The 21,648-nt window shown below is 64.1% G+C and carries 21 protein-coding genes; 5 read left to right on the forward strand and 16 right to left on the reverse strand.

Annotated elements, in window-relative coordinates; genetic code table 11:
- From NKH33_RS11490 to NKH33_RS11510, 5 genes are all read right to left on the reverse strand, one after another.
- Positions 1-1,050 carry an ABC transporter permease gene (locus NKH33_RS11490; protein WP_352450091.1) on the reverse strand — a complete coding sequence of 350 codons (1,050 nt, stop codon included), beginning with the start codon at positions 1,048-1,050 and terminating at the stop codon, positions 1-3.
- Positions 1,047-1,844 (reverse strand): ATP-binding cassette domain-containing protein, encoded by a 798-nt coding sequence (locus NKH33_RS11495; protein ID WP_352539545.1) that lies wholly within the window; start codon positions 1,842-1,844, stop codon positions 1,047-1,049. The genes NKH33_RS11490 and NKH33_RS11495 overlap by 4 nt, the downstream gene beginning before the upstream one ends.
- An 86-nt stretch (positions 1,845-1,930) precedes the next feature.
- The gene (locus NKH33_RS11500; protein ID WP_352919516.1) at positions 1,931-2,944 is read right to left on the reverse strand and encodes a substrate-binding domain-containing protein; all 1,014 of its coding nucleotides are present in this window, start codon (positions 2,942-2,944) and stop codon (positions 1,931-1,933) included.
- A gap of 165 nt (positions 2,945-3,109) precedes the next feature.
- Entirely contained in the window at positions 3,110-4,015 is a 906-nt protein-coding gene (locus NKH33_RS11505; protein ID WP_352919610.1) for a sugar phosphate isomerase/epimerase family protein, read from the reverse strand.
- On the reverse strand, positions 4,015-5,049 hold the full coding sequence (locus NKH33_RS11510; RefSeq protein WP_352919518.1) for a Gfo/Idh/MocA family protein: 1,035 nt from the start codon (positions 5,047-5,049) through the stop codon (positions 4,015-4,017). Before NKH33_RS11510 ends, NKH33_RS11505 begins: the two co-directional genes overlap by 1 nt.
- A 196-nt stretch (positions 5,050-5,245) precedes the next feature.
- On the opposite strand from NKH33_RS11510, the gene NKH33_RS11515 reads away from it, so the two are divergent.
- Positions 5,246-6,271, forward strand: a complete 1,026-nt coding sequence (locus NKH33_RS11515) for a LacI family DNA-binding transcriptional regulator (protein ID WP_352919521.1) — start codon at positions 5,246-5,248, stop codon at positions 6,269-6,271.
- 10 nt (positions 6,272-6,281) lie between these two features.
- Here NKH33_RS11515 and NKH33_RS11520 read toward each other — a convergent pair whose 3' ends face one another.
- Genes NKH33_RS11520 through NKH33_RS11545 form a run of 6 tightly spaced genes read right to left on the reverse strand, consistent with a single transcriptional unit; the run spans position 6,282 to position 12,734 of the window.
- The gene (locus NKH33_RS11520; protein WP_352919523.1) at positions 6,282-7,199 is read right to left on the reverse strand and encodes a ribokinase; all 918 of its coding nucleotides are present in this window, start codon (positions 7,197-7,199) and stop codon (positions 6,282-6,284) included.
- Positions 7,196-8,071, reverse strand: coding sequence for a MurR/RpiR family transcriptional regulator (locus tag NKH33_RS11525; RefSeq protein WP_352919526.1), 876 nt, complete (start codon positions 8,069-8,071; stop codon positions 7,196-7,198). Before NKH33_RS11525 ends, NKH33_RS11520 begins: the two co-directional genes overlap by 4 nt.
- On the reverse strand, positions 8,068-9,045 hold the full coding sequence (locus tag NKH33_RS11530; RefSeq protein WP_352456543.1) for an ABC transporter permease: 978 nt from the start codon (positions 9,043-9,045) through the stop codon (positions 8,068-8,070). Before NKH33_RS11530 ends, NKH33_RS11525 begins: the two co-directional genes overlap by 4 nt.
- Positions 9,046-9,061: 16 nt before the next feature.
- Entirely contained in the window at positions 9,062-10,588 is a 1,527-nt protein-coding gene (locus NKH33_RS11535; RefSeq protein ID WP_352919528.1) for a sugar ABC transporter ATP-binding protein, read from the reverse strand.
- Positions 10,589-10,644: 56 nt separating this feature from the next.
- On the reverse strand, positions 10,645-11,703 hold the full coding sequence (locus NKH33_RS11540) for a sugar ABC transporter substrate-binding protein (RefSeq protein WP_352831192.1): 1,059 nt from the start codon (positions 11,701-11,703) through the stop codon (positions 10,645-10,647).
- 41 nt (positions 11,704-11,744) lie between these two features.
- The gene (locus NKH33_RS11545; protein WP_352919530.1) at positions 11,745-12,734 is read right to left on the reverse strand and encodes a TIM barrel protein; all 990 of its coding nucleotides are present in this window, start codon (positions 12,732-12,734) and stop codon (positions 11,745-11,747) included.
- A 248-nt stretch (positions 12,735-12,982) separates the two neighbouring features.
- On the opposite strand from NKH33_RS11545, the gene NKH33_RS11550 reads away from it, so the two are divergent.
- Complete coding sequence (locus NKH33_RS11550) at positions 12,983-14,461, forward strand: esterase-like activity of phytase family protein (protein WP_352919533.1); 1,479 nt, start codon at positions 12,983-12,985, stop codon at positions 14,459-14,461.
- A 146-nt stretch (positions 14,462-14,607) separates the two neighbouring features.
- On the opposite strand, the gene NKH33_RS11555 is transcribed toward NKH33_RS11550, so the two are convergent.
- The gene (locus NKH33_RS11555) at positions 14,608-15,393 is read right to left on the reverse strand and encodes a L,D-transpeptidase (RefSeq protein ID WP_352501044.1); all 786 of its coding nucleotides are present in this window, start codon (positions 15,391-15,393) and stop codon (positions 14,608-14,610) included.
- Positions 15,394-15,584: 191 nt separating this feature from the next.
- Here NKH33_RS11555 and NKH33_RS11560 point away from each other — a divergent pair, with 191 nt between their 5' ends.
- Positions 15,585-17,057, forward strand: a complete 1,473-nt coding sequence (locus NKH33_RS11560) for an MATE family efflux transporter (RefSeq protein ID WP_352820397.1) — start codon at positions 15,585-15,587, stop codon at positions 17,055-17,057.
- Between the two features lie 9 nt (positions 17,058-17,066).
- Here the strand turns inward: NKH33_RS11560 and NKH33_RS11565 are convergent, their stop codons facing one another.
- Entirely contained in the window at positions 17,067-18,275 is a 1,209-nt protein-coding gene (locus NKH33_RS11565) for an MFS transporter (protein WP_352501046.1), read from the reverse strand.
- Between the two features lie 156 nt (positions 18,276-18,431).
- Here NKH33_RS11565 and NKH33_RS11570 point away from each other — a divergent pair, with 156 nt between their 5' ends.
- Positions 18,432-19,019, forward strand: a complete 588-nt coding sequence (locus NKH33_RS11570) for a TMEM175 family protein (RefSeq protein ID WP_352919536.1) — start codon at positions 18,432-18,434, stop codon at positions 19,017-19,019.
- Here NKH33_RS11570 and NKH33_RS11575 read toward each other — a convergent pair.
- Positions 19,016-19,297: a hypothetical protein gene (locus NKH33_RS11575; RefSeq protein WP_023676741.1), complete on the reverse strand. Its 282-nt coding sequence runs from the start codon at positions 19,295-19,297 to the stop codon at positions 19,016-19,018. The two genes, NKH33_RS11570 and NKH33_RS11575, sit on opposite strands and share 4 nt — an antisense overlap.
- Positions 19,298-19,427: 130 nt before the next feature.
- Between NKH33_RS11575 and NKH33_RS11580 the strand changes: the two genes are divergently transcribed.
- Complete coding sequence (locus NKH33_RS11580; RefSeq protein ID WP_352815434.1) at positions 19,428-20,300, forward strand: SDR family NAD(P)-dependent oxidoreductase; 873 nt, start codon at positions 19,428-19,430, stop codon at positions 20,298-20,300.
- Positions 20,301-20,369: 69 nt separating this feature from the next.
- Here the strand turns inward: NKH33_RS11580 and NKH33_RS11585 are convergent, their stop codons facing one another.
- Together NKH33_RS11585 and NKH33_RS11590 are read right to left on the reverse strand one after the other, a co-directional pair.
- Entirely contained in the window at positions 20,370-20,801 is a 432-nt protein-coding gene (locus NKH33_RS11585; protein ID WP_031211766.1) for a low affinity iron permease family protein, read from the reverse strand.
- Between the two features lie 170 nt (positions 20,802-20,971).
- On the reverse strand, positions 20,972-21,613 hold the full coding sequence (locus NKH33_RS11590; RefSeq protein ID WP_352471576.1) for a DapH/DapD/GlmU-related protein: 642 nt from the start codon (positions 21,611-21,613) through the stop codon (positions 20,972-20,974).
- Between the last annotated feature and the right edge of the window lie 35 nt (positions 21,614-21,648).

The following is a 21,648-nucleotide window of genomic DNA, read 5'->3' on the forward strand; positions in this document are numbered from 1 at the left end:
CTAGCGATACCGCGCCTGGTTCCACTTATGGCCGAGCAGCGACAGGATGATGATCAGGCCGTTGAAGAACTGGACATAGAAGCCGCTCAGGCCTGCCGCGACGACGCCGGTCTGGATGAACGAGACCGTGACCGCGCCGATCGCGCCGCCGACAACCGTGCCGATGCCGCCCCAGGTCGGGGTGCCGCCGACGAACACCGATGCCAGCACCGGCAGCAGGTATCCGTCGCCCGCCGTCGGCCACCAGGTGAAGTTGATCATCACCGAAAAGGTGCCGGCGATCGCCGCGCCGATACCGACGAAGACGAACACCTTCACCCTGACGCGCTTGACGTCGATACCCATCTGCTGGGCGCTGTCTGGATTGTCGCCGACCACCTTGACCTGCGCGCCGAAGCGATGGCGGTTGTAAAGCAGCGCCGACAGCACGACGAAGCCGATGGCCCAGAAGATCTGCACCGGAATGCCATAAAGCTGGCTGGAGAAGATCTTGTAGGCCCAGCTGTCGGCAAGACCGGTCAGTGCCGTCGACCTGCCCTCGTTGATGATCTGGATCAGGCCGCGCAGCAGGAAATTCATGCCGAGCGTGGCGATCAGCGACGACAGCCCGCCATAGACGACCAGCGAGCCGACCAGGAAGCCGAGCAGCATGCCGGTGACGATTGCGGCGGCGATGCCGAGGAACGGGTCGTAGCCGGCCTGCACGACCAGCGCAAACACCCAGGAGGCAAAGCCCATCGTCGCCGGAAACGACAGGTCGATCTCGCCGCAGGTGACGACGAAGACCAGCGGCACCACCACGAACAGCGCCACCGGCAGCGTGGTGAGTACGGAGCTGTAGAGATACCAGGTGGTGAAGACGATCGGGTTGGCGATCATGAACACCGCCATCATGACGATGAACACGGCAAGCGTGCCGAGCGCGGCGCGGTTGTCGAGGATGAACCCGCGCAGCCAATTGTCGGACGGGTGTCTCCACTCTTTCCCGGCGGCCTCATTATGCGTGCCGCCGAGGGGGCTCTGCAGATCGGGTTCCATGGTCTTGCTCATCGTGCCGCCCTCCCCGCATCGCCCGCGTCGTGCAACCCCGGCAATCCGCTGGGGTGGGCGACGTCTTCCATGAAATTGATCAGGTCTTCGGCCGATTTGACCTCGCTGCGGTCGGCGCTGAGCGCGACCTTGCCGCGATCCAGCACCACGAAGCGATCGGCGATATCGAAGACGTGGTGGATGTTGTGGCCGATGAACAGGATCGAGCGACCGCTCGCCCGCACCTGGCGCACGAAGTGGAAGACCTTGGCGGTCTCGGTCAGCGATAGCGCGGTCGTCGGTTCGTCGAGGACAATCAGCTCCGCCTTCTTATAGATGGCCCGCGCGATCGCCACGCCCTGGCGTTCGCCGCCCGAGAGCTGGCCGACGATCGACTGTGGCGTGAACACTTTCGAGGTGAAGCCGATCTCGCGCATCAGCCGGCTCGCCTCCGCGATCTCCTTGTTGACCTTCAGCCAGCCAAGCCAGCCGGTGAGTTCGCGGCCCATGAAGATATTGCGTACGATCGTCTGCTGCACGGCGAGCGCCCGGTCCTGGAACACCGTTTCGATACCGGCGTCGCGCGAGCGCGCAGGGCTCCATCCGGTCACCGGCTTGCCGCGGACGAGAATCTCGCCGCTGGTCGGTTTGACCACGCCGGACAGGATCTTGATCAGCGTCGACTTGCCGGCGCCATTGTCGCCGATCAGGCCGACCACCTCGCCGCGATCGACGCTGAGATTGACCCCGCCCAGCGCATAGACCTGGCCGTAGGACTTGGTGATGTCGCGCAGTTCGATGATGCGTTCGGCCATGGCGATCCTCGCTTGATTGTCGCGTGCCGGCCTTTTCGCCGGCGGTCCCGCCGGCCGGGCTCGATCCCGGCCGACGGCTTGGGAGGTCAGCGCAGCGCCTGCTTGGCGAGCTCGGCGACGATCTCGTAATTCTGCGGCGTGACGAAGCCGGCGCCGGTATCGACATTCATCGGTGCGAGACCCAGCACAACCTGCTGGCAGAGGCTGAGGATCGGCAGATAGCCCTGCAGGAACGGCTGCTGGTCGGCCGTCAGCTGCACCCAGCCGCCCTTGAAGCCCTCGACGATCTGCGGGCTGGTGTCGAAGCCGAAGTTGAAGATATCGCCCGGCTTCCTGCCCGCCGCCTGCATGTAAGTCGGGACGTTGCCCAGCATCTGTCCGCCGGGATAGCCAACCGCCTTGACGTCGGGATTGTTGAGCAGTGCCGCGGTGATCACCGGAAGGGCCAGATTTGGGTCAGAAGCCCATTCGCCGCTTGGCGGCGAGGAGAGCTGTATGACCTCGACGCCCGCTTCCTTGAGGGCAGCGACAGTGCCGCGTTCTCGCGCGCCGCGGCTCTCGTTCTCGAACGGGCCGATCATGATCGCCTTGTCGCCGGCCTTGAGCCCGGCCAGCTTGACCGCCTCGGCGCCAAGCGCGCGGCCCTGCTGCTCCTGCTGGGCACCGACATAGCCGCCGCCGAACGCCGCCGTGACCGTCGGCACCGGCACGTTCTGGTACATCATCTTGATGCCGTCCTTGTGCGCCTGTTCGGCCAGCGGCATGATCGCGGCGTCGCCGGGGTGGCCCATCATGGCGATGCCTTGGGGCTTGACCGCGACAGCCTCGCGCAATTGCTGCACCATCTTCTCGACATCCCACTGGGAAAAGATGTAGTCGACCTTCGGCCCGAGATCGGCCGCCGCCTGCTTGGCGCCATTATAGACGATGGTGCCGAAGGCATCGCCCTCGGCGCCGCCGACGAAGAAACGGATATGGACATCCTTACACCACTGGGCATCGAGCGCCTGCGCCGGCAGGATCGAGAGTGCGGCGGCGAGCGCCATCGCGGCCGCCGCGACGGTCGAGCGCAGAACTGTCCTTCTCATCGTAATGCTCATGCACTTATCCTCCCTTTGTTCCCTCGCTAGCCGAGGGGTTTTGACGATCGCTTCGGCATTGCGCCGCAATCTTTCGCTGGCCGGCACCTCCCGCCGGCTTGTCCTGTTTTTATGCATGTCGTTATCGCAAAACCGCTGGGCACTTTTGCGCGACATGCATTAGCCTCACACCGGGTTCGGCAGGTAGCTCGCGCCTCCCCGGCATTGTTGGAGATAATCCAGCGCACGCGCCTGGCCGGTGATCTCGAGATCGCCGCGATAGACCGGGTCGTGCCAGCCCTCGATGTCGATGGCACCCTTGTAGCCGGCCAGCCGCAGCTCACTGATCACCCGCGCCCAGTCGCTGTCGCCGAAACCCGGCGTGCGCATCTGAACGAACGGCAGGCGGCCGAACACGCCATGTTCGCGGATCACGTCCCAGCGCACCGTCGCGTCCTTGCCATGGACGTGGAAGATGCGCGGCGCCCATTTGCGGATCTGCGGGATCGGGTCGATCAGATAGACCAACTGGTGACAGGGCTCCCACTCCAGGCCGAGATTGTCGTTTGGCAATTCGTTGAACATCAGCTCCCAGGCGTCCGGATTATGGGCGATGTTCCAGTCGCCGCTGGCCCAATTGCCGTCCATGGCGCAGTTCTCGAAGGCGATGCGCACGCCCTTGTCGGCGGCCCGCTTTGCCAGCTTCCCCCAGACCTCGCGGAAGCGCGGCAGGCTGTCGGGCAGCGGCTTGCCGCGGATGCGGCCAGTAAAGCCGCTGACCACATTGGTGCCGAACAGATGCGCGTTGTCGATGATCGTTTCCCACGCCTGGAGCACGCCGCGATCGACTTCACCGCTCTCCAGCGGATTGCCGAACACCCCGATTGACGAGACGACGACATCGGCATCGCCGATCGCCTCGCGGATCTCGCCCGCCAACCGCGGAATGTTCTTGCCGCCCAGCGTCTGCCAGAAGAACGGCTGGATGCTCTCGAAGCCGAGCGGCAGGATCTGCCTGACATAGGCGGCCGGGTCGTCCAGATTGGCCCGCACCATGGTGCCGATCCTGATGTCGAGCAGCGGGTTTGGCATCATGATCCTTCCTGTGAGGCGATAGCGACCCGGCGCCCGGTTTCGGCGCTCTCGATTGCGGCGAAAACCATGGCCAGGCTCTTGATGTTGTCGGCGCCGCGCGTCTCCGGTTCGGTGCCGGTCTCGACGGCGCGGACGAAATCCTGGATGATGCCGAGATGGCCGCCGACGCGATCTGCCGGGTCGAGCGGCGGCACGGCTATCGGTTCGGTGCGGTCGAACAGGCCTTCACGGACCGGCCGCACGACTTCCGCCTTCAACCCGTCCGCGCCGTCCCAGACAATGCTGCCGCGCTCGGCGACGATCCGCCATGTGCTGTCCCAGCTGGTACGGAAGCCGGCCGCGCACCAGCTGCCGGCATAGGTGAACAGCTTGCCGCCGCCGAGGTCGAAGCTTGCGGTTGCCGACGACCCTTGCCGATACCAGGAATTGGTCGGCTCCCACTCCTGGCAATAGACGCCGGCCGGTTCGCCGGCCACCATGTAGCGGGCCGCATCGAATGTGTGGATCGCCATATCGAGCAGCAGCACATGGCGCATCTCTTCGCGAAAACCGCCGAAATGCGGCGCAACGAAGAAATCGGCGTGGATGCTGGTTGGCGCACCAATGGCGCCGGAATCGAGAAAGCGCCGGATGCGCCTGACATTGGCGACATAGCGGCGGTTCTGCACGACGGCATGGATGCGGCCGGCACTGCGGGCCGCCTCGACAATGGCACGCGCATTGTCCGGGCTGTCGGCCAGCGGCTTTTCGGTCAAAAGATGGCAATGGTGGGCAAAGGCGGAAAGCGCGACCTCGCGGCGGGCGGCGGGAACCACGACGTCGAATACCGCGTCGGGCCTGGTCTGGTCGAGCACGGCGTCGAGGTCGGTTCCGATGACGGCGCCGGAAAGCTCGTATTCGCGCGCCCTTGCCCGCGCCCTTTCAGCGTCGAGATCAACCAGGCCGACAATGGCGAGCCCGTCGATCTGCTTGGCCGCATCGAGCCAGGCCTTGCTCATCGCGCCGCAGCCGACCAGGACGACATTGATCATCCAGCACTCCTCCCTCTCGGCCCCTCCAGACCGATCGTCACGGCGTTCACGGCAGAGCCGCAAACGTTCTTCCGTAAACGTTTACGAGAACACACCCGATGGCGTAGAATGTCAATTGGCCGGCTGTGAAAAATCGTGGCGTCGGCTTGGCCCGGAGAGCAGCCGGTGCTAGCCAAGCAAGGGGGAGAACTGTCCTTTGGCGTCCAGCATTCACGACCTTGCGCGTCACCTGAATATTTCCATCGGCACGGTGTCGCGCGCGCTCAACGGCCGCGCCGACGTCAATGCCGACACACGCCAGCGCGTGCTCGATGCGGCCAAGAAGCTGAACTATTCACCGAACCAGTCCGGCCGCAGCCTGCGGCGCGGCGCCACCCATTCGATCGCCTTCATGCTGCAGCCGCATCCGGGCGACCAGGAATATGGCGAGCCGTTCTTCATTCCGTTCCTGACCGGGTTGCAGGCCAAGCTCGCCGAAAGCGGCCTTGACCTGATCGTAGTGATGGGCGCGCCGGGCGACTATCAGCAGGAGCGCCTGCGCCGTGTCGTCGAGACGCGGCGGGCCGATGCGGTGGTGCTGGCCTGGACGCGGCGCGAGGACGAGCGCATCGACTATCTGACCCAGGCCGGTTTCCCGTTCGCGACGCTCGGCCGCAGCCGCTCCGGCGGCGATGCCTATCCCTCGCTCGACCTCGATTTCGAAAAAGCCGGGGCTGACGCGGTCGATCGTCTCGTCGCGCGCGGTCATCGCCGCATCGCCGCCATCCGCCCGTCGCTCGACCTCAATTTCGGCTATCTGTTCCTCGCCGGCTATCGCACGGCGTTGCGGCGGCACGGCATCGAATTCGACCCCGAGTTGATCGCCGACGGCTTCATCAACGAGGCCGGCGGCTACGCGGTGACGCCGAAGGTCATGCGCTCCAAGGACCCGCCGACGGCCATCATCTTCAACAATGATGCGATGGCGCTTGGCGGCTGCAAGGCTCTGGCCGAGGCGGGCATCAGGCCCGGCCACGACGTTGCGGTGATCGTCATCGTCGACACCCCGCTCTGCCGCTATTTTTCGCCGGCGCTGACCGGCTTCCGCCCGGCGCTTGAGCCGATGGGCGAGCGGTTGGCCGAAATGCTGCTGGCATCGATCCCGGCTTACGCCGGCGCCGAAGGCGCACGCATCATCCGTGAAGTCTGGCCACTGGAACTGATCGCGCGCGACAGCGATTGAATCGCGGCGGTCACTGAGCAGGCTCAGATTGATCAAGACCCCCGCGCTCGCGCTCCGGCGTTGCGACCAGCGAGGCAGCGGCGGCATTGGCGGCGGCAAGTGCCGCCTCGACGGGCTCTCCACGCGCAAGCCACGCCGCAAAGGCGCCGACGAATTCATCACCGGCACCGTGGGTGCTGACCACCTCCACCGGCATCGCCGGCAAGGCGAATGCCTGGCCGTTGCGGTCGCGATAGGCAACGCCCTCGCCGCCGGCCGTGACGATTGCAGCCGGATAGGAACCGACGAGTATGCCGGCCGCCTTCGCAGCACCCTCGAGCGTGTCGACGACCGGAACGCCGGCCAGGAACTCCGCCTCGATGGCGTTGACGATGACGATGTCGGTCAGCGCGATCAGTTCGGCTGTCAGCTTTCGCGCCGGCGCCGCATTGAGAACGACGCGGCCGCCATGCGCCTTCACCGCTCGCGCCGCGGCAATGTTGGCGGCTTCCGGTACCTCGTTTTGCAGCAGCAGAACCGCCGTTTGCGCGATCAACTCGGCCGCCTCAATAATGTCCTTTTCGCCGAGAGTGAGATTGCTGCCCGAGACGATCACCGCGCCATAGTCGCCGCTGTCGTCGAAAATCGCTACGCTCATGCCCGAGCCGGCGCCCGAAGCCACTCCCACGAAGCGCTGGTCGACGCCGTTGCGATCAAGATTGTCGAGAAGCGCGCGGCCGAAATCATCGTCGCCGACAGCTCCGATCATCGCCGCATGCACGCCGGCCCGCGCTGCCGACACCGCCTGGTTGCCGCCCTTGCCGCCGCATTTCGGATGCCAGGCATGGCCGGTGACCGTTTCGCCCTTGCGCGGGCGATCGGGGGCTTCGACCATGATATCGTAATGCAGGCTGCCGAATACGGTCACCAGCGGCGGGGAAGCCGTCATGTGCCCTTGTCTTTCCGTTTCGACGTCACCGCAGACATGGTGCGGCCGAGATTGCGCTCCGCCGCCTGGTAGTCGCGTTGCGCGACCGCGACGAACAGCGCGTCGAGAATGTTGAGCTGGGCAATGCGGGCCGCTGCGTTCTCACCCATCAACGGCGAGCCTTGCGCGGTCGAGCAAAGCACGATGTCGGCGACGGCTGCCAATGGCGAGTTGTCATAGTTGGTGATGGCCAGCGTACGCGCGCCGCTTTTGCGCGCAAGTTGGATGGCGTCGATGACGGCGCTCGTGTTGCCGGAATGCGAGAAGCCGACAGCAATGTCGTCGGCGCCGAGCAGCGAGGCCGACATCAGCATCATGTGCGAATCGTCGTAGACAGAGGTGCGGATGCCGATGCGCAGGAATTTGTGCGAGACGTCGCGTGCGATCTGCGCCGAACCGCCGACGCCGTAGAAATCGCGGTTCCTGGCGCGGTAAAGCAGATCGGCGGCACGGTCGAAATCGTCCATGTCGAGGATGGCGAGCGTCTCCTCCAGCGCCTGGATGGAGGTGCGGAACACCTTCTGCACGATCTCGGCCGAACTGTCGTCCACCGACAGCTCCTGATGCATCTCGGCGGTCGGCAGGCGACTGTATTCATAGACCGCCGTGCGAAAGTCGCGATAGCCGGAAAAACCCAGCTTCTTGGCGATCTTGACCACCATCGCCTCCGACACACCGGCCTCCTCGGCGATCTGCTTGAGCTGTATGGTCTCGTCGAAGCCGCGCCGTCCGAATACGGTTTCAACCACCTTCGCCTCGAGCGGCGTCAGATGCGGCATCATCATGCGAATGCGCGGTCCTACTGCTTTCAGGTCCAGCCCGGTCAAGGTCATCCACGTCCCCTCGTCACGCGATCGATAAGCATCGCGGCGAGGATTATAAGGCCAGTTGCCAGGAGCTGATAGAAGGACTGCACGTTCATCAGCGTCAGGCCGTTGCGCATGCTGCCAAGAATGACGGCACCCAGGATGGTGCCGACGACGCTGCCCTTGCCGCCCATCAGCGAGGCACCGCCAATCGCCGCCGCTGCTATGGCGTCGAGCTCCCAGAGATTGCCCAGAATGGGTTCGGCGGCACCCAGCCGGCCGATCAGGATCTGCGCTGCAAGCGCTGCCAGCAGGCCCGAGATCATATAGGCGGCGATCTTGGTGCGGGCGATCGGCACGCCGGCTATGTAGGCCGCTTCCTCATTGCCGCCGACGGCGAGCAGATATTCGCCAAACGGTGTCTTCTTGAGGATGATCCAGGCAATCAGCGCGACCACGGCCACGATGATGACCGCCAACGGCAATCCGAACAGCGAGCCGTTGAAGATGGCACGGAAGCCGGCAGGCAGGCCAAGCACCGGATTGCCGCCGGTATAGATCAGCGCCAGCGCCCGGTAGGTGCTGAGCGTTCCCAGCGTGACGATGAAGGGCTGCAGCCCGACATAGGCAACCAGCACGCCGTTGAGCAGTCCGCAGGCGAGGCCGATGGCGAAGCCGGCGGCGATGGCCAGCGGAAACGGCACACCGGCAACCAGCATCGAGGCCGAGATGACCGCCGAAAGGGCTGCCGTCGGCCCGACGGACAGGTCGATGCCGCCCGAGATGATGACCAGCGTCATGCCCAACGCCAGGCAGGCATTGATGCTCGATTGCTGCAGGATGTTGATCAGGTTACGCTCGGCAAAGAAGCCGGGGACCAGCGCCCCGAAGACGGCGAGGATCACCACCAGGCCGATCAGCGTGCCGGCGTCGCGCACGGAAAACCGGTGCAGGAAATCTGCCCTTGGGCGCGCTGCTGTGTGTTGAGTTATATCGGTCATCCGCTGGTCCTGTCTGTTATGCACCGGCCCGATGGCCTTGCGCCTTGCCGGCCTCAATCTCCGTTTGGGGTATGGCGTACGCGGCGATCGCCTGTTCGCTGAGACTTGCGCGGCCCAGTTCGGCGGCGACCGTGCCGTCGCGCATGACCAGCACGCGGTCGGCGAGCCGGATCACCTCGGGGAGTTCGGACGACACGACGATTACCGAATGGCCTTCGGCGGCGAGTTCCTCGATCAGGTGGTAGATCTCCGCCTTGGCGCCGACATCGATGCCGCGCGTCGGCTCGTCGAACAGAAGGATCCGCGTTCCCGCCGCCAGCCAGCGGCCGATGATCGCTTTCTGCTGGTTGCCGCCGCTGAACAGGCGGATCGGCCGGTCGAGCAGGAACGGCCTGAGATTGACCCGCTTCATCTTCTCGGCCGCGACCCGTTTCAGCCTTTTGTGATCGATGACGCCGCGCGGCGCGAACACGCCCATCGAGGCCAGCGCCATGTTGCTGGAGATCGACCGCAACGGCACGATGCCTTCGCGCTTGCGCTCCTCCGGCACCAGGCCGATGCCGGCCGCGATGGCGTCGCGCGGACTGGAAAGCTTTACCGCCTTGCCGTCGATCTCTATTGCGCCTGATGAGGCCCGGTCGGCGCCGGCCAGCAGCCGCAGCAGTTCGGTGCGGCCGGACCCGACCAGGCCGGCAATGCCCAACACCTCGCCGTGATGCAGGTCGAACGAAACGTCACGGACCTTGGTTGCCGAGGCGAGGCCACGCACGCTCAGCCTGATCTCGGGGGAAGCATGCGAGCGGTGTTGTTCCTGGGCAAGCTCGCGGCCGACCATCATCGAAACGACGGCCTTTTCCGACACCTTTGCGAGATCGACGGTTTCGACCACAACGCCATCGCGCATGATGGTTGCGCGCTGGCAGATGCCGAACGCCTCGTCCAGCTTGTGCGAGACATAGACGACCGCGACACCGTCGCGTGCCAGACCGGCAATGACTTCCGCCAGCCGTTCGAACTCGCTCGGCGTGAGGCTCGACGTCGGCTCGTCCATCGCCACGATCCTGGCGCGGTCGAGCAGCGCCCGCGCGATCTCGACGATCTGCCGCTGCGCCACCTTCAGGCTGCCAAGCGGGGCTGCCGGATCGATGGTCGGGTCGATGGCGGCCAACGCTTCCGCAGCGCGGCTCTCCTGCTCGCGCCGTGCGACGAAGACGCCGCCGCGCCTCAACGGATGGCCGAGGAACATGTTCTGGGCGACGCTGAGGCGTGGCACCTGCTGTAATTCCTGATGGATCATCGCCACGCCGGCGGCGCGCGCCGCGACCGGGTTGTTCAGCGTCACCGGTTTGCCGTCGATCAGCACGCTTCCCGCCGTCGGCCGGTAGACGCCTGACAATATGCGCAGCAGCGTCGATTTGCCGGCGCCGTTTTCACCGAGCAGGCCATGGATCTCGCCGGCGCCGACCGAAAACGACACTTCGCTCAGCGCCCGCACAGCCGGAAACTCTTTGGAAATGCCCTCGAATTGCAGCCGCGCTGACATTGCTTCGGTTCTCCAGGCAAGGTGCCGACCCAAGGCCGGCACCTGCCGGCCCTGCTCTACTGGCCCGCTGCCGCGTCCTCGAGCAGCGCCTTGCGCACGGCATCGCCGCCGCCGGAGTAACGGTCGGCATTGTCCTTGGTGATCAGCGCCTGCGGCGTGGCAACGACGCGCGGCAGCTTCTGCCCGGCCACCAGCCGCAGCGCCGATTCCAGCGCCACCTCGCCGGTCAGCACCGGGAACGAATCGACGGTGCCGGTCAGCTCGCCGGCGCGGATCGAGGCATAGGCGTCGGAGATGCCGTCGGTGCCGAAGACCGCAACCTTGTCCTGCAGCCCGGCAGCCTTGACCGCCTCGACGATGCCCAGCGCCATGCCGTCATTGTTGGCATAGAAGCCGATCAGGTCGGGGTGCTGCTGCAGGATGTTGGTGGCCGCGTCGTAGGAGGTCTGGCGATCCCAGTTACCGGGGACGCTGGCGACGACGTCGAACTTGCCGGCCTCGGTGATCGTTGTCTTGAAACCGTCGGTGCGCTGGACGGCGGCGTAGACGCCGGCCTGGCCTTCGACGATGGCGACCTTGCCGCCGTCCGGCCGGTTCTTGATGAACCATTTGGCGACGCGCACGCCGTTGTCGCGCTGGACATTGCCGACATAGTGCTCAGCCTGCGGGATGACCGCGTCGTTAACGTTGACCACCGGCACATTGGCTGCCTTGGCCTGTTCCATGATCGGCTGCAGGTTGGAGTCGGTCTGCGGCGAAACGAGCAGCACGTTGTAGCCTTGCGTGACCAGGCCTTCGGCGATGGTGAGCTGGCCGAGCTGGTCGCCCTCGCTCTGCGCCGCCTGGTAGACCACGGGCACGCCGGTGCGGTCGCCGAACGACTTGTAGCCCTCTCCCAGCGAGCGCCAGTATTCGTTGGTCAGCGTCTTGGAGACCGCACCCGCCTTGGTGCCCTCGGGCAGCTTGGGGAAGGCCCCGAACTTGGCCTCGAGCTGCGACCAGTCGATGCGATCCTTCTCGGTGTCGGAATTGAGCGGCGCGAGGTCCGCGGAAAAAGCCGAGCCGATGGACAGCGCCATCAGGGCAGCGGCAGCGGTGGCAAGTAGAAATTTCATGATCTTCCTCCCTTGTTGAAAAACGGTCTATGCCGCCGGCCTCAGCTGTCCGGCCCGAGCATGGCTTCCTGGATGATGGCCTGCGAGGCGACCGCGTCCTGACGGTCGACGGCAGTGGACAGGCGATTGTCCTTTTCCAGCCGATCGACGAAGCGCAGCATGCGCTTGACAGTCGCGATGTTGACTTCGCATTCGTGGACCGGGTCGAGCCCGGTCATGTCGGGGAACGTGTCGAAGTAGATGGCGCCGGCATAGCCGTCTCGACGGATCTGCCTGAGCAGCTCGATCGTCTGCAGCGTATGCACGGCCCCGACCATCAGGCCGTCGTCGCGCTTGGCGTAGCCGTCGTTGAGATGCACGCCGAGCAGCTTGCTGTGTCGCGCCACGAGTGCTGCGGCAAAGGCCGGCTGCTCGTCGGCATAGAGCACATGGGCGAAATCGAGCGTCACGCCGAGATTTGGCAGGCCGATCTCGCGGATCGCCAGCAATGTAGTCGCCGCATCTGGCATCAGGCTGTAGGAGCGCGGCTCGTTGGGTTTGTATTCAAGGCTGATTTGGCAGCCCGGATCATGCGCCGCAACTTCACGAATGCCATCGATTTCGTGTTGCCAGAGCGCTGCGTAGTCCACCTGGAAGGCATAGTCGAAGCCATCCTGCCCGAGCCACAAGGTCATCAGGCTGGCGCCCGCCTCGCGGGTGGCGTCGATGCCGGCCTTGGTCAGGTCGATGGCTTCGCGGCGAATGGCAGGATCCGGGTTGGTGAAGGCGCCGAGCTTGAAAGCCGGATTGGAATAGTAGCGCATGGCGAAACCATTGATGGAAAGCCCGATATCGCCGAGTTTGCGCGCTATTTCCGCAGGCTTTTCATCGACATGGTCGGGGAAGTTGAGGTCGAGATCGGTCAACTCCGCAACCTTCGCCGCACGTGCCGCCATTTGCAGCATGGACGGTTTGCCGACAAGATCGGGCCACTCGGACTGTGGCCGCGAGGCAAAGGAATTGAGGCGGGTGGCGAAACGATAGGCAGTCATCGGGGACCTTCCATTGTCATAACTTTACATTAGAACGATTATTTGTAAAGTTGCTAATTGCTCGCTCGGCGACGACGAATTCGCCATACCCAGGCCAGTTGCGACCATGGGGGACAAGCAAGCGCGGCACTGTCACGCAAGTATCATGTTCGCGTCCTAGATCGCTTCTCCGAAGGCTTTCGCGGCATCCTCGATGCCACGCGGCGCTTTTTCATATCCCGGCAGCTTTGTCTCAAAAGAGGATATCCATGAAAAACCTGCACCGAACCGCGTCCCTCGCCGTCGCGCTGGCGATGTTCACCGCCTTGACCCCGGCCTTGGCTGAAAACGCCGCGACCGTCGGCGGCGTCGGCTTCGTCAACAAGGGCCTGGTCGGTGTCGGCCGCATCCCGGCCAGCCAGAAGGACAAGTTCGGCGAGACGTTTGGCTCGGGCTCGGGTATGTCGATCGACGCTGCCGGCTGGACGCATGGCGCCGATGGCTATAAGGGCTCGCTGTGGCTGCTGCCGGATCGCGGCTACAATGTCGTCGGCACCACCGATTACCGTCCGCGCCTCAACACGATCGCCCTCGAGTTCGCGCCGATCGCGCCGGGTGCGGCACCGGCCACCGGCCAGGAACAATCGGGCCTCACGGCGACGCTTGCCGACACCATGCTTTTGACCGACGACAAGGGCGCCGACGCAACCGGCCTCGATCCGCTCAACGGCGTGCGTGCCGCGACCGACGACATGCCGATCCTGCCCGAAGCCAACGGCAAGCTCGCGCTCGATAACGAAGCGATCGCACGGCTGCCCGACGGCACGATGTTCATCTCGGACGAATACGGTCCGAACATCTACCGCTTCTCCGCCGATGGGCGTCTGATGTCGGCAACGCAGCCGCCGGCGGCGCTTGTCCCGATGCGTCACGAGACGCCAAACTTTGCTTCCAACAATCCGGGACTTGGCGCGGCAGACCCGGATCCGAAGGATCCCGAAACCGGCCGTCAGAACAACCAGGGCCTCGAAGGCATGGCGCTGACGCCGGACGGGAAGTTCCTGATTGCCGTGCTGCAGTCGGCCCCAAGGCAGGATGGCGGCGATTCCGCCTCGACGCGTCAGAACACGCGCGCGCTGGTCTACGATGCCTCGGATCCCGGCCAGCTCAAGCTCGCGCATGAATATGTCGTGCCGCTGCCGGTGTTCACCGATGCCAAGGGCAAAACCAAGATCGCCGCGCAGAGCGAAATCGTGGCGCTGTCGGACAAGACCTTCCTGATGCTGGCGCGCGACAGCGGCAATGGCCAGGGGCTGAAGGGCGACACCTCGCTCCACCGCGAGATCAGCGTCGTCGATGTGTCTGCGGCAACCGATGTCGCCGGCACAGAATTCGACAAGGACAAGCCGCTGGCGCCCAAGGGTGAGCTCGATCCATCGGTGACGCCGGCCAAGCTGACGCCGCTCATCGACATCAACGACAAGACCGAGCTCGGCCGCTTCGGGCTGCACAATGGCGCGCCCAACGACCGCAACAACCTTTCGGAGAAATGGGAGGCGATGTCGGTGGTGAGCGTCCTCGATCCAAAGCTGCCCGACGACTATTTCCTGTTCGTCGCCAATGACAATGATTTCCTCACGCAGGACGGCTTCCAGGTCGGCGCGGCCTACAAGGCCGAGGATGGCGCCGATGTCGACACCATGTTCCTGGTCTATCAGGTCACGCTCCCAGGCCTCGCCAAGAAGTAGCGGCACCCATACAGGCGGACGCGCCGAACGCGTCCGCCTGAGCTGGCGCGATTGAGCGGTTGTACCTTCAGTTGCGGCTCGCCCGCGCAAGGACGGTGTCCTGGTGCGTTGCAAAAACCTGCGACTGACGATCCAGTCGAAGGCACTTACCTCAACATCTCCGCGTCCTTTGGCACGCCGGCATCGATCGGCTCGGCCGTCCTGTTCGACACGGCGGCGATCTTCCCGGCGGCCGACAGGTTCGGGCGCACGAAGACCGGCGCGACGCCGTCGACGCGGCTGTAGAGGTCGATAATGTCCTGATTCATGAAGCGCACACAGCCGGAGGAAGCGTTCTTCCCAATGGAATCCCACTCCGGCGTGCCGTGCAGCCTATACATCGTGTCCTTGCCGTCACGGAAGAGATACAGCGCGCGGGCACCAAGCGGGCTCTGCGGGCCGGGCGGCATGCCGTCCTTGTATTTCGCCAGTTCCGGCCGGCGTTGGATCATTTCCGGCGGCGGCGTCCAGACCGGCCACTTCTTCCTCGCCTGTACCACGGCGCTGCCGGTCCATCCGAAACCGGCCTTGCCGAGGCTGACGCCATAGCGAATTGCCTTGCCGCCGTCGCGCACCAGATAGAGGAAGTGCTCGGAAGTATCGACGACGATCGTGCCGGGTTTTTCTCCAGTCGGGTCGGCCACGATTTGCCGCACGAATTTCGGATCGACCTTGGCTACCGGGATTGCCGGCAGCTGATAGCCCTCGTCCATGCGCGCGGCATACATGCTTGCGGCATCGCCGAAAGCCGGATCGCTTGGTGCCGCGGGCACCGGCGCCGCCACGTCCGTCGTAGTGCACGACGAAAGAGCCACGGAGGCCGCGCCCAGAGCGGATGCACCAAGAAAGGCGCGCCGGTTCAGGCGCTCAAAAAACAACGGAATATCGGACATGAGCCCCCCGGCCTACCCATGAGATCCAGGAAAATGCGGCCCCACGCGTGCGGGATCAATATACGATTCCGGAAGGTTGAGAAATGCTTAGATCAAGGCACGCCAGGCGGAATTTACAGCGCCGCATCGACCTCTCCCGTTAAATCGGCAATCATTGCGGACTCAGACAAGCCTTCGCCGAGTTGCCTGCCATGGACGACAACATGCCCCCGCGCCGGCAGACCGGCGACCTCACCAGTGGGCCTATCCCGCGCACCCTGTTGCTGTTTGCCCTGCCGGTGCTCGGCTCCAATGTGCTGCAGTCGCTCAACGGCTCGATAAATGCCGTGTGGGTCGGCCGTTTCCTCGGTGAAGCGGCGCTGACCGCCACGTCCAATGCCAACCTCGTGCTGTTTCTCATCCTCGGCACCGTCTTCGGCATCGGCATGGCGGCGACCATCCTGGTCGCACAATCCGTCGGCGCTCGTGACCTGCCCGAAGCCCGGCGCATCGTCGGAACCAGCGCCACCTTCTTCTTCCTCGTCTCGGTGGTGTTCGCGGTCTGCGGCTGGATCTGGGTCGATGCGATCCTCGATGCGCTCGGCACGCCGGCCGACGCGTTGCCGCTGGCGCGCTCCTATCTGCGCATCATCTTCCTCGCCGTGCCGATGATGAACCTGCTGTCCTTCGTCATGACGGTGCTGCGCGGCGCCGGCGATTCGCGCACGCCTTTCCTGTTCATGGCGCTGGCCGTCATGCTCGACGTCGTTTTGAACCCGTTGCTCATCCTCGGCATCGGCCCGTTCCCCGAACTCGGCATCGCCGGCTCGGCCACCTCGACGCTGATCGGCCAGACGGTAAGCGTGGTTGCCATCCTGATTGTGCTCTATGCGCGCAAGCACCCGCTGCGGCTGGCCGGCCCTAATCTCGCTCTGCTGCGGCCGGACCCGGCGCTGCTGCGCATCGTCGTCTTCAAGGGCGTGCCGATGGGCCTGCAGATGATCGTCGTTTCGGCCGCGGCGCTGACGGTGATGGGCATGGTCAACTCGTACGGCTCGCAGGTTGCAGCTGCCTACGGCATAGCCGCACAGCTCTGGACCTATATCCAGATGCCGGCGCTCGCCATCGGCGCCGCGGTGTCGTCCATGGCGGCGCAAAATGTCGGCGCCAGGCGCTGGGACCGGATTGGACGCATCGCCACCTCCGGCGTCGGCTTCAACCTTGTGCTCACCGGGATGCTCGTCGCGCTGCTGTTCGTATTCGATCGCGCGGTGCTCAGCCTCTTCCTTGGCAGCGACAGTGCAGCAATCGACATCGCCACTCACATCAACAAGATCGCGTCGTGGTCCTTCATCCTGTTCGGCATCACCATCGTGCTCTTCGCCACCGTGCGTGCCACCGGCGCGGTGATGCCGCCGCTGATCATCCTGGTGATCTCGGTGCTGCTGGTGCGCACCAGCTTCGCCTATTTCTTCCGAAGCGTGATCGGCGAGGAAGCTCTGTGGTGGAGCTTTCCGGCTGGCTCTATAACCTCGCTCGTGCTGGCCGCGGCCTATTATCGCTTCGGCCGCTGGCGCAGCCTGCACATGATCGAGAGCCGGCCGGCTGCCGGCGAACCGCCGGATACCGGCCTCGGCGTACCGCGCCAGCGCGCGCACCTTTCGCCCGAGACACCGAACGGCTGAAAGGTCGGCTCAGCGCGCGTATTTCGCGCCAAACCCGAGAGCGACCAGGGAAAAGACGACAATCATGCCGGCAAAGGCCACGCTTGCCGCGGTCGCACCTGCCACCGTCGACAGAACGCCGATGCCGATGACCGGCAGCGCGTTGCCGCAAAAACAGCAGATGAAGAAGGCCGAGACGACTTCGGCGCGCCGGTCCGCCGGCGCGATCTCGTTCACCACTTGCAAGCCGCCGCGATAGCCGAGCGCTGCCGCCACGCCGCACAAGGCGGTGCCGGCAATCATTATGGTCATCGAGGCGAAGACCTGCGCCGCAACAATCATCGCGACGGTTGGGATCATCAGCGCAAGCGCCGCGAACATCGCGGCTCGGCTCGAAAGACGTGCCGTCGCTACAATGGTGGCGGCCGTCACGATCGCCAATTCAAAGAACAGAGCGCCGGCTTCGGCATGGTTGGTTACCTGCAGTTGCTGCGCCAAAATGCTCGGTGCGAGTGCTGCATAAAAGCCGACCAGCGCCATTGCGCCAAAGCCGGTCACCGCCGGCGCAACGAAACTTGCGCGGATGTCATCGGGTACGGAAAGCCGCGGCCGCATCGAAACGTCAGCCAGTTTCCCCGGCCGCGAAACGGTTTCCCGCGTGCGCCAGACGAGCAGGGTTACAGTCGCGAGCATCGCCAGGTAGACGACGAATGTCAGCCTGAGCGGCCAAGGCGCGTATTCGGCGAGCAACCCGGCCCCCAGCGCACCGAGGCCGAGGCCGAGAAAATTGGTGCTGGTGGCAATCGTCGCCGCCTGTGACTTGTCGTCGGTCGGGAGCAATTCGGCGAGCCAGGCGGTGCCGGTGCCCGCGCCGACGCCGATTCCCAGTCCGCTCAGAATTCGGGCGATGTCGAGCCAGGCGACATTTTCGGCGAACAGGAAAACCACCGCGCTGACCACGGCCACCGCCATCCCGGCCAATGCCATTGGACGGCGCCCGATGACATCGGACACACGCCCCAACATCAGCAGCGCCGCCAGATTGCCGATGACATAGACGGCGTAGACCAGCGTCAAAGTGATCTGTGAGAAGCCGAAGACCTGCTTGTAGATGATGTAAAGCGGCGTCAGCGCCGTGCTGCCGGCGAAAAGAGCCGCGATCATAGCGGCCACGGTGGCCGCTGCAGCGCGGCCGCCGAGTTCGTAATCGCGCGTCATGACTTGAGCGTGAGCGGTCATTTTTTCGACCTTTTGCTGTTCGGGATCTGACATCCTAACGCCTTTTTCGCGTCAGCCGTTCCCCCTCCCCGGCTTGCTCCTGACAAGTTTGGCAGCTTTGCCGATGGCGCTGAGCGAGATCCTCTTTTAACTTCAGCGGATTGTCAGGGGAGATTCATGGGCAAGGGACGAGTCGAGGCATTCACCGATGGCGTGGTCGCCATCATCATCACCATCATGGTGCTGGAATTGAAGGTGCCGCATGGCGAGGATTTTTCCGCGCTGGCACCACTCTGGCCGATCTTCCTCAGCTATGTGCTGTCCTTCATCAATGTCGGCATCTACTGGAACAATTTGCACAACATGTTCCATACCGTGCAGCGGGTCGACGGCCGCGTGCTGTGGGCGAACCTCAACCTGCTGTTCTGGCTATCGCTGATGCCGGCGACGACAGCCTTCATGGGTGAGAACCATTTCGCGCCGGTGCCGGTTGCTGTCTATGGCGTCGACCTAGCGCTCTGCGCCATCGGCTTCAACATCCTCACCATGGCCCTGCATCGACTGCACGGCAACGAGACTCTCTTCGCCAGGGCGTTGGGCAATGACCTCAAGGGAAAGATCTCGCTGGTCCTCTATCTTTCCGCCATCGCGCTGACCTTCGTCAATCACTGGATCGGTGTCTCGATCTATGTCCTGGTGGCGATGATCTGGTTCGTGCCGGACAGACGCTTCGAGCGGCTGATCGAGAAAATAGGCCCCGTCTAGCCTCGCATTGCTTTCAGCTTTTCCGCTACCGAAGCGGCAAGGTCGGCGTAGCGCTCCTCCAGCCGCTCGGCCGCCTTGATCACTGAAAAATCATGGCCGAATTTTTCCAGCGCCATACGCAGCTTTTCGACGAATTCGGCCTGTTTTTCGAGCGCCGAAAACAGCGTCATAACTTGCGCTTCGCTGATGTCGGGATTGGCGAGCATCTGCGGTACCTCGCGGCTCATCTGGTCGCCGGTGGCGGTCTGTTCTTTCAGGATCTCGATCCAGTCGGTCAATCGTCAGGTCTCCTTTTTCGATATCAGCATGCGCAGCGCCCGCCGATGCGGTCAACCCGAAGATGCCGGGATCGGCTTGCGCGAGCCTTTTTCCGCGCTAAGTTCGCCGCGGCCAGAACAGGAGAAAATCATGACCACCGACGCCGAGATCCAGACCGCCCTGCCTGCACTTGCCTCCGGCAATGTCGCCGTCATTACCGGCGCGGCCAGCGGCATCGGCCTTGCCGCCGCCAAACGGCTGGCGGCGATGGGCATGAAGATCGTGCTGGCCGATATCGGCGGCGAACGCCTTGATGAGGCTGCCCGCGCCGTCGCTGCTATCGGCGGGCAGAGCGCCGTACTTGCCGTCGCCACCGATGTCTCGAAGGCCGAAGACCTCGACCGGCTGGCCGAACGGACATCCGGCACTTTCGGCGACGTGTCGCTGCTGATGAACAATGCCGGCGTCGGCAATAACCCCGGCAAGCCCTGGGAGAACCGTGACGCCTGGAAGCGGCTGCTGGACATCAATTTCTGGGGTGTCGTCCATGGCGTAGAGGCGTTCGCGCCACGCATGCTGGCGGCGGGAAAGCCCGGCCTGATCGTCAACACCGGCTCCAAGCAAGGTATCACCACGCCGCCCGGCAACCTCGCCTACAACGTCTCCAAGGCTGGCGTGAAGACCTATACCGAGGGCCTTGCACACGCGCTGCGCAACGAGCCCGGCGCCAATGTCGCGGCGCATTTGCTCATTCCCGGGTTCACTTTTACCGGCCTGACCGAAGGTGCGACCGAAAAGCCGGCCGGCGCCTGGACCGGCGAGCAGGTCATCGACTTCATGCTGGCCTCGCTGCTGCGTGGCGATTTCTACATCCTGTGTCCCGATAACGAGGCGACCCGGCCCATGGACGAAAAGCGCATGGCCTGGGCAATTGGCGATATCATTGAGAACCGTCCTGCTCTGTCGCGCTGGCATCCGGACTACAAGGATGCTTTCGCGGCATTCATGACACGCAGCGCATGATCCCGAACCGAAGATCACCAGAGCAAAGAATCGGATCCGATCTTCGCAGGTATGCGCCGGACCTTTATATCACGCCGCTGCGTGCTTCTTCGTGTTCCGCTTCTTCGCCATGGCTTTCTCGGCTGCCAACTCGGCAAGCTTCTGATCATGCCGCTTCGCTGCCTGTTCGCATTTCTTGCGGATCTCTTCGACCTCGGTCTCAGTCAGGTGTTCGATACCGATGAAGGTGTTCTGGGCTGTGCTGACCCGGATCAATTCGTCGAGCTTCGCCTGGATCGCGGCGCCATCGCGGTTCTGGGTGTTCTGGATGAGAAACACCATCAGGAAGGTGACGACCGTCGTGCCGGTGTTGATGACGAGCTGCCAGGTGTCCGAAAAGCCGAACATCGGCCCGCTTGCCGCCCAGACGACGATGATCAGGAAACAGACGGCAAACGTCGGCGGCAGGCCGGCAAAATGGGCGACGTTGTTGGCGATCCTGGTGAAAAGCTTCTCAATCATTCAAACTCCCTCAACAGCCGGGCGACGAACCCGGACGGAAGCCGAGTTCATTGTGTCTGCAGAAACAGTTGGCAGCCGCTCCTGGTTCCCTCGTGGCGGAAGATCGCGGGTACATTGTTGGAGGAGCAGATCGCGCAGGCCGTCGGACCGCTTGCAGATACGCCCCGAAGTCAGGGGGCGCCGTTTTCCCAGCGGTCGAGGAAAGCCTCGATGGGCAAGGCCTGCATGTCGGGGACTGCCCTGGCCAGTTTCTCGACCGGCCAGTCCCACCAGGCAAGACGTTCGATCCGGGCCGCAGTTCCCGCGCTGAAGCGCTGCCGCAATGGCGTGGCCGGAACGCCGGCGACGATTGCATAGGCCGGCACGTCGCGCGTCACCACCGAGTTGGCACCGACGATCGCGCCATTGCCGATCGCCACGCCCGGCATGATCACGGCGCCATGGCCGATCCAGACATCGTGGCCGATGCTGACGGCTCTCGCCCGCCGCCGGTCGCGGAATGCCTGATCGACACCCAGCCAGCGGAAGTACTCGTTGGGCCGATAGCTGATTTTGTGCTGCGTCAGCCGCTCGACCGGGTGCTCCAGCGCATTGATGCGGCTGTTGGCGGCGATCGAGCAGAATTTGCCGATCGTCGTATAGATCGCCTCGGCGTGGCGCTCGAAGTAGGAAAAGTCGCCGACCATCACCTCGCGCAGGATGACGCGCTCGCCGATCGACGCATAACGTCCAAGCTTGCACGCCTTCAGCTCCGCCGTCGGATGGATGCGCGGCTCGGGATCTTTTAGGACAAGGTGTTCAGGACGGTCCATGCGGGCGCTTTACGCCCGCGCGCATAGTCTCGCAA

It is taken from the genome of Mesorhizobium sp. M1182, assembly GCF_040318335.1.
Lineage (GTDB): Bacteria > Pseudomonadota > Alphaproteobacteria > Rhizobiales > Rhizobiaceae > Mesorhizobium.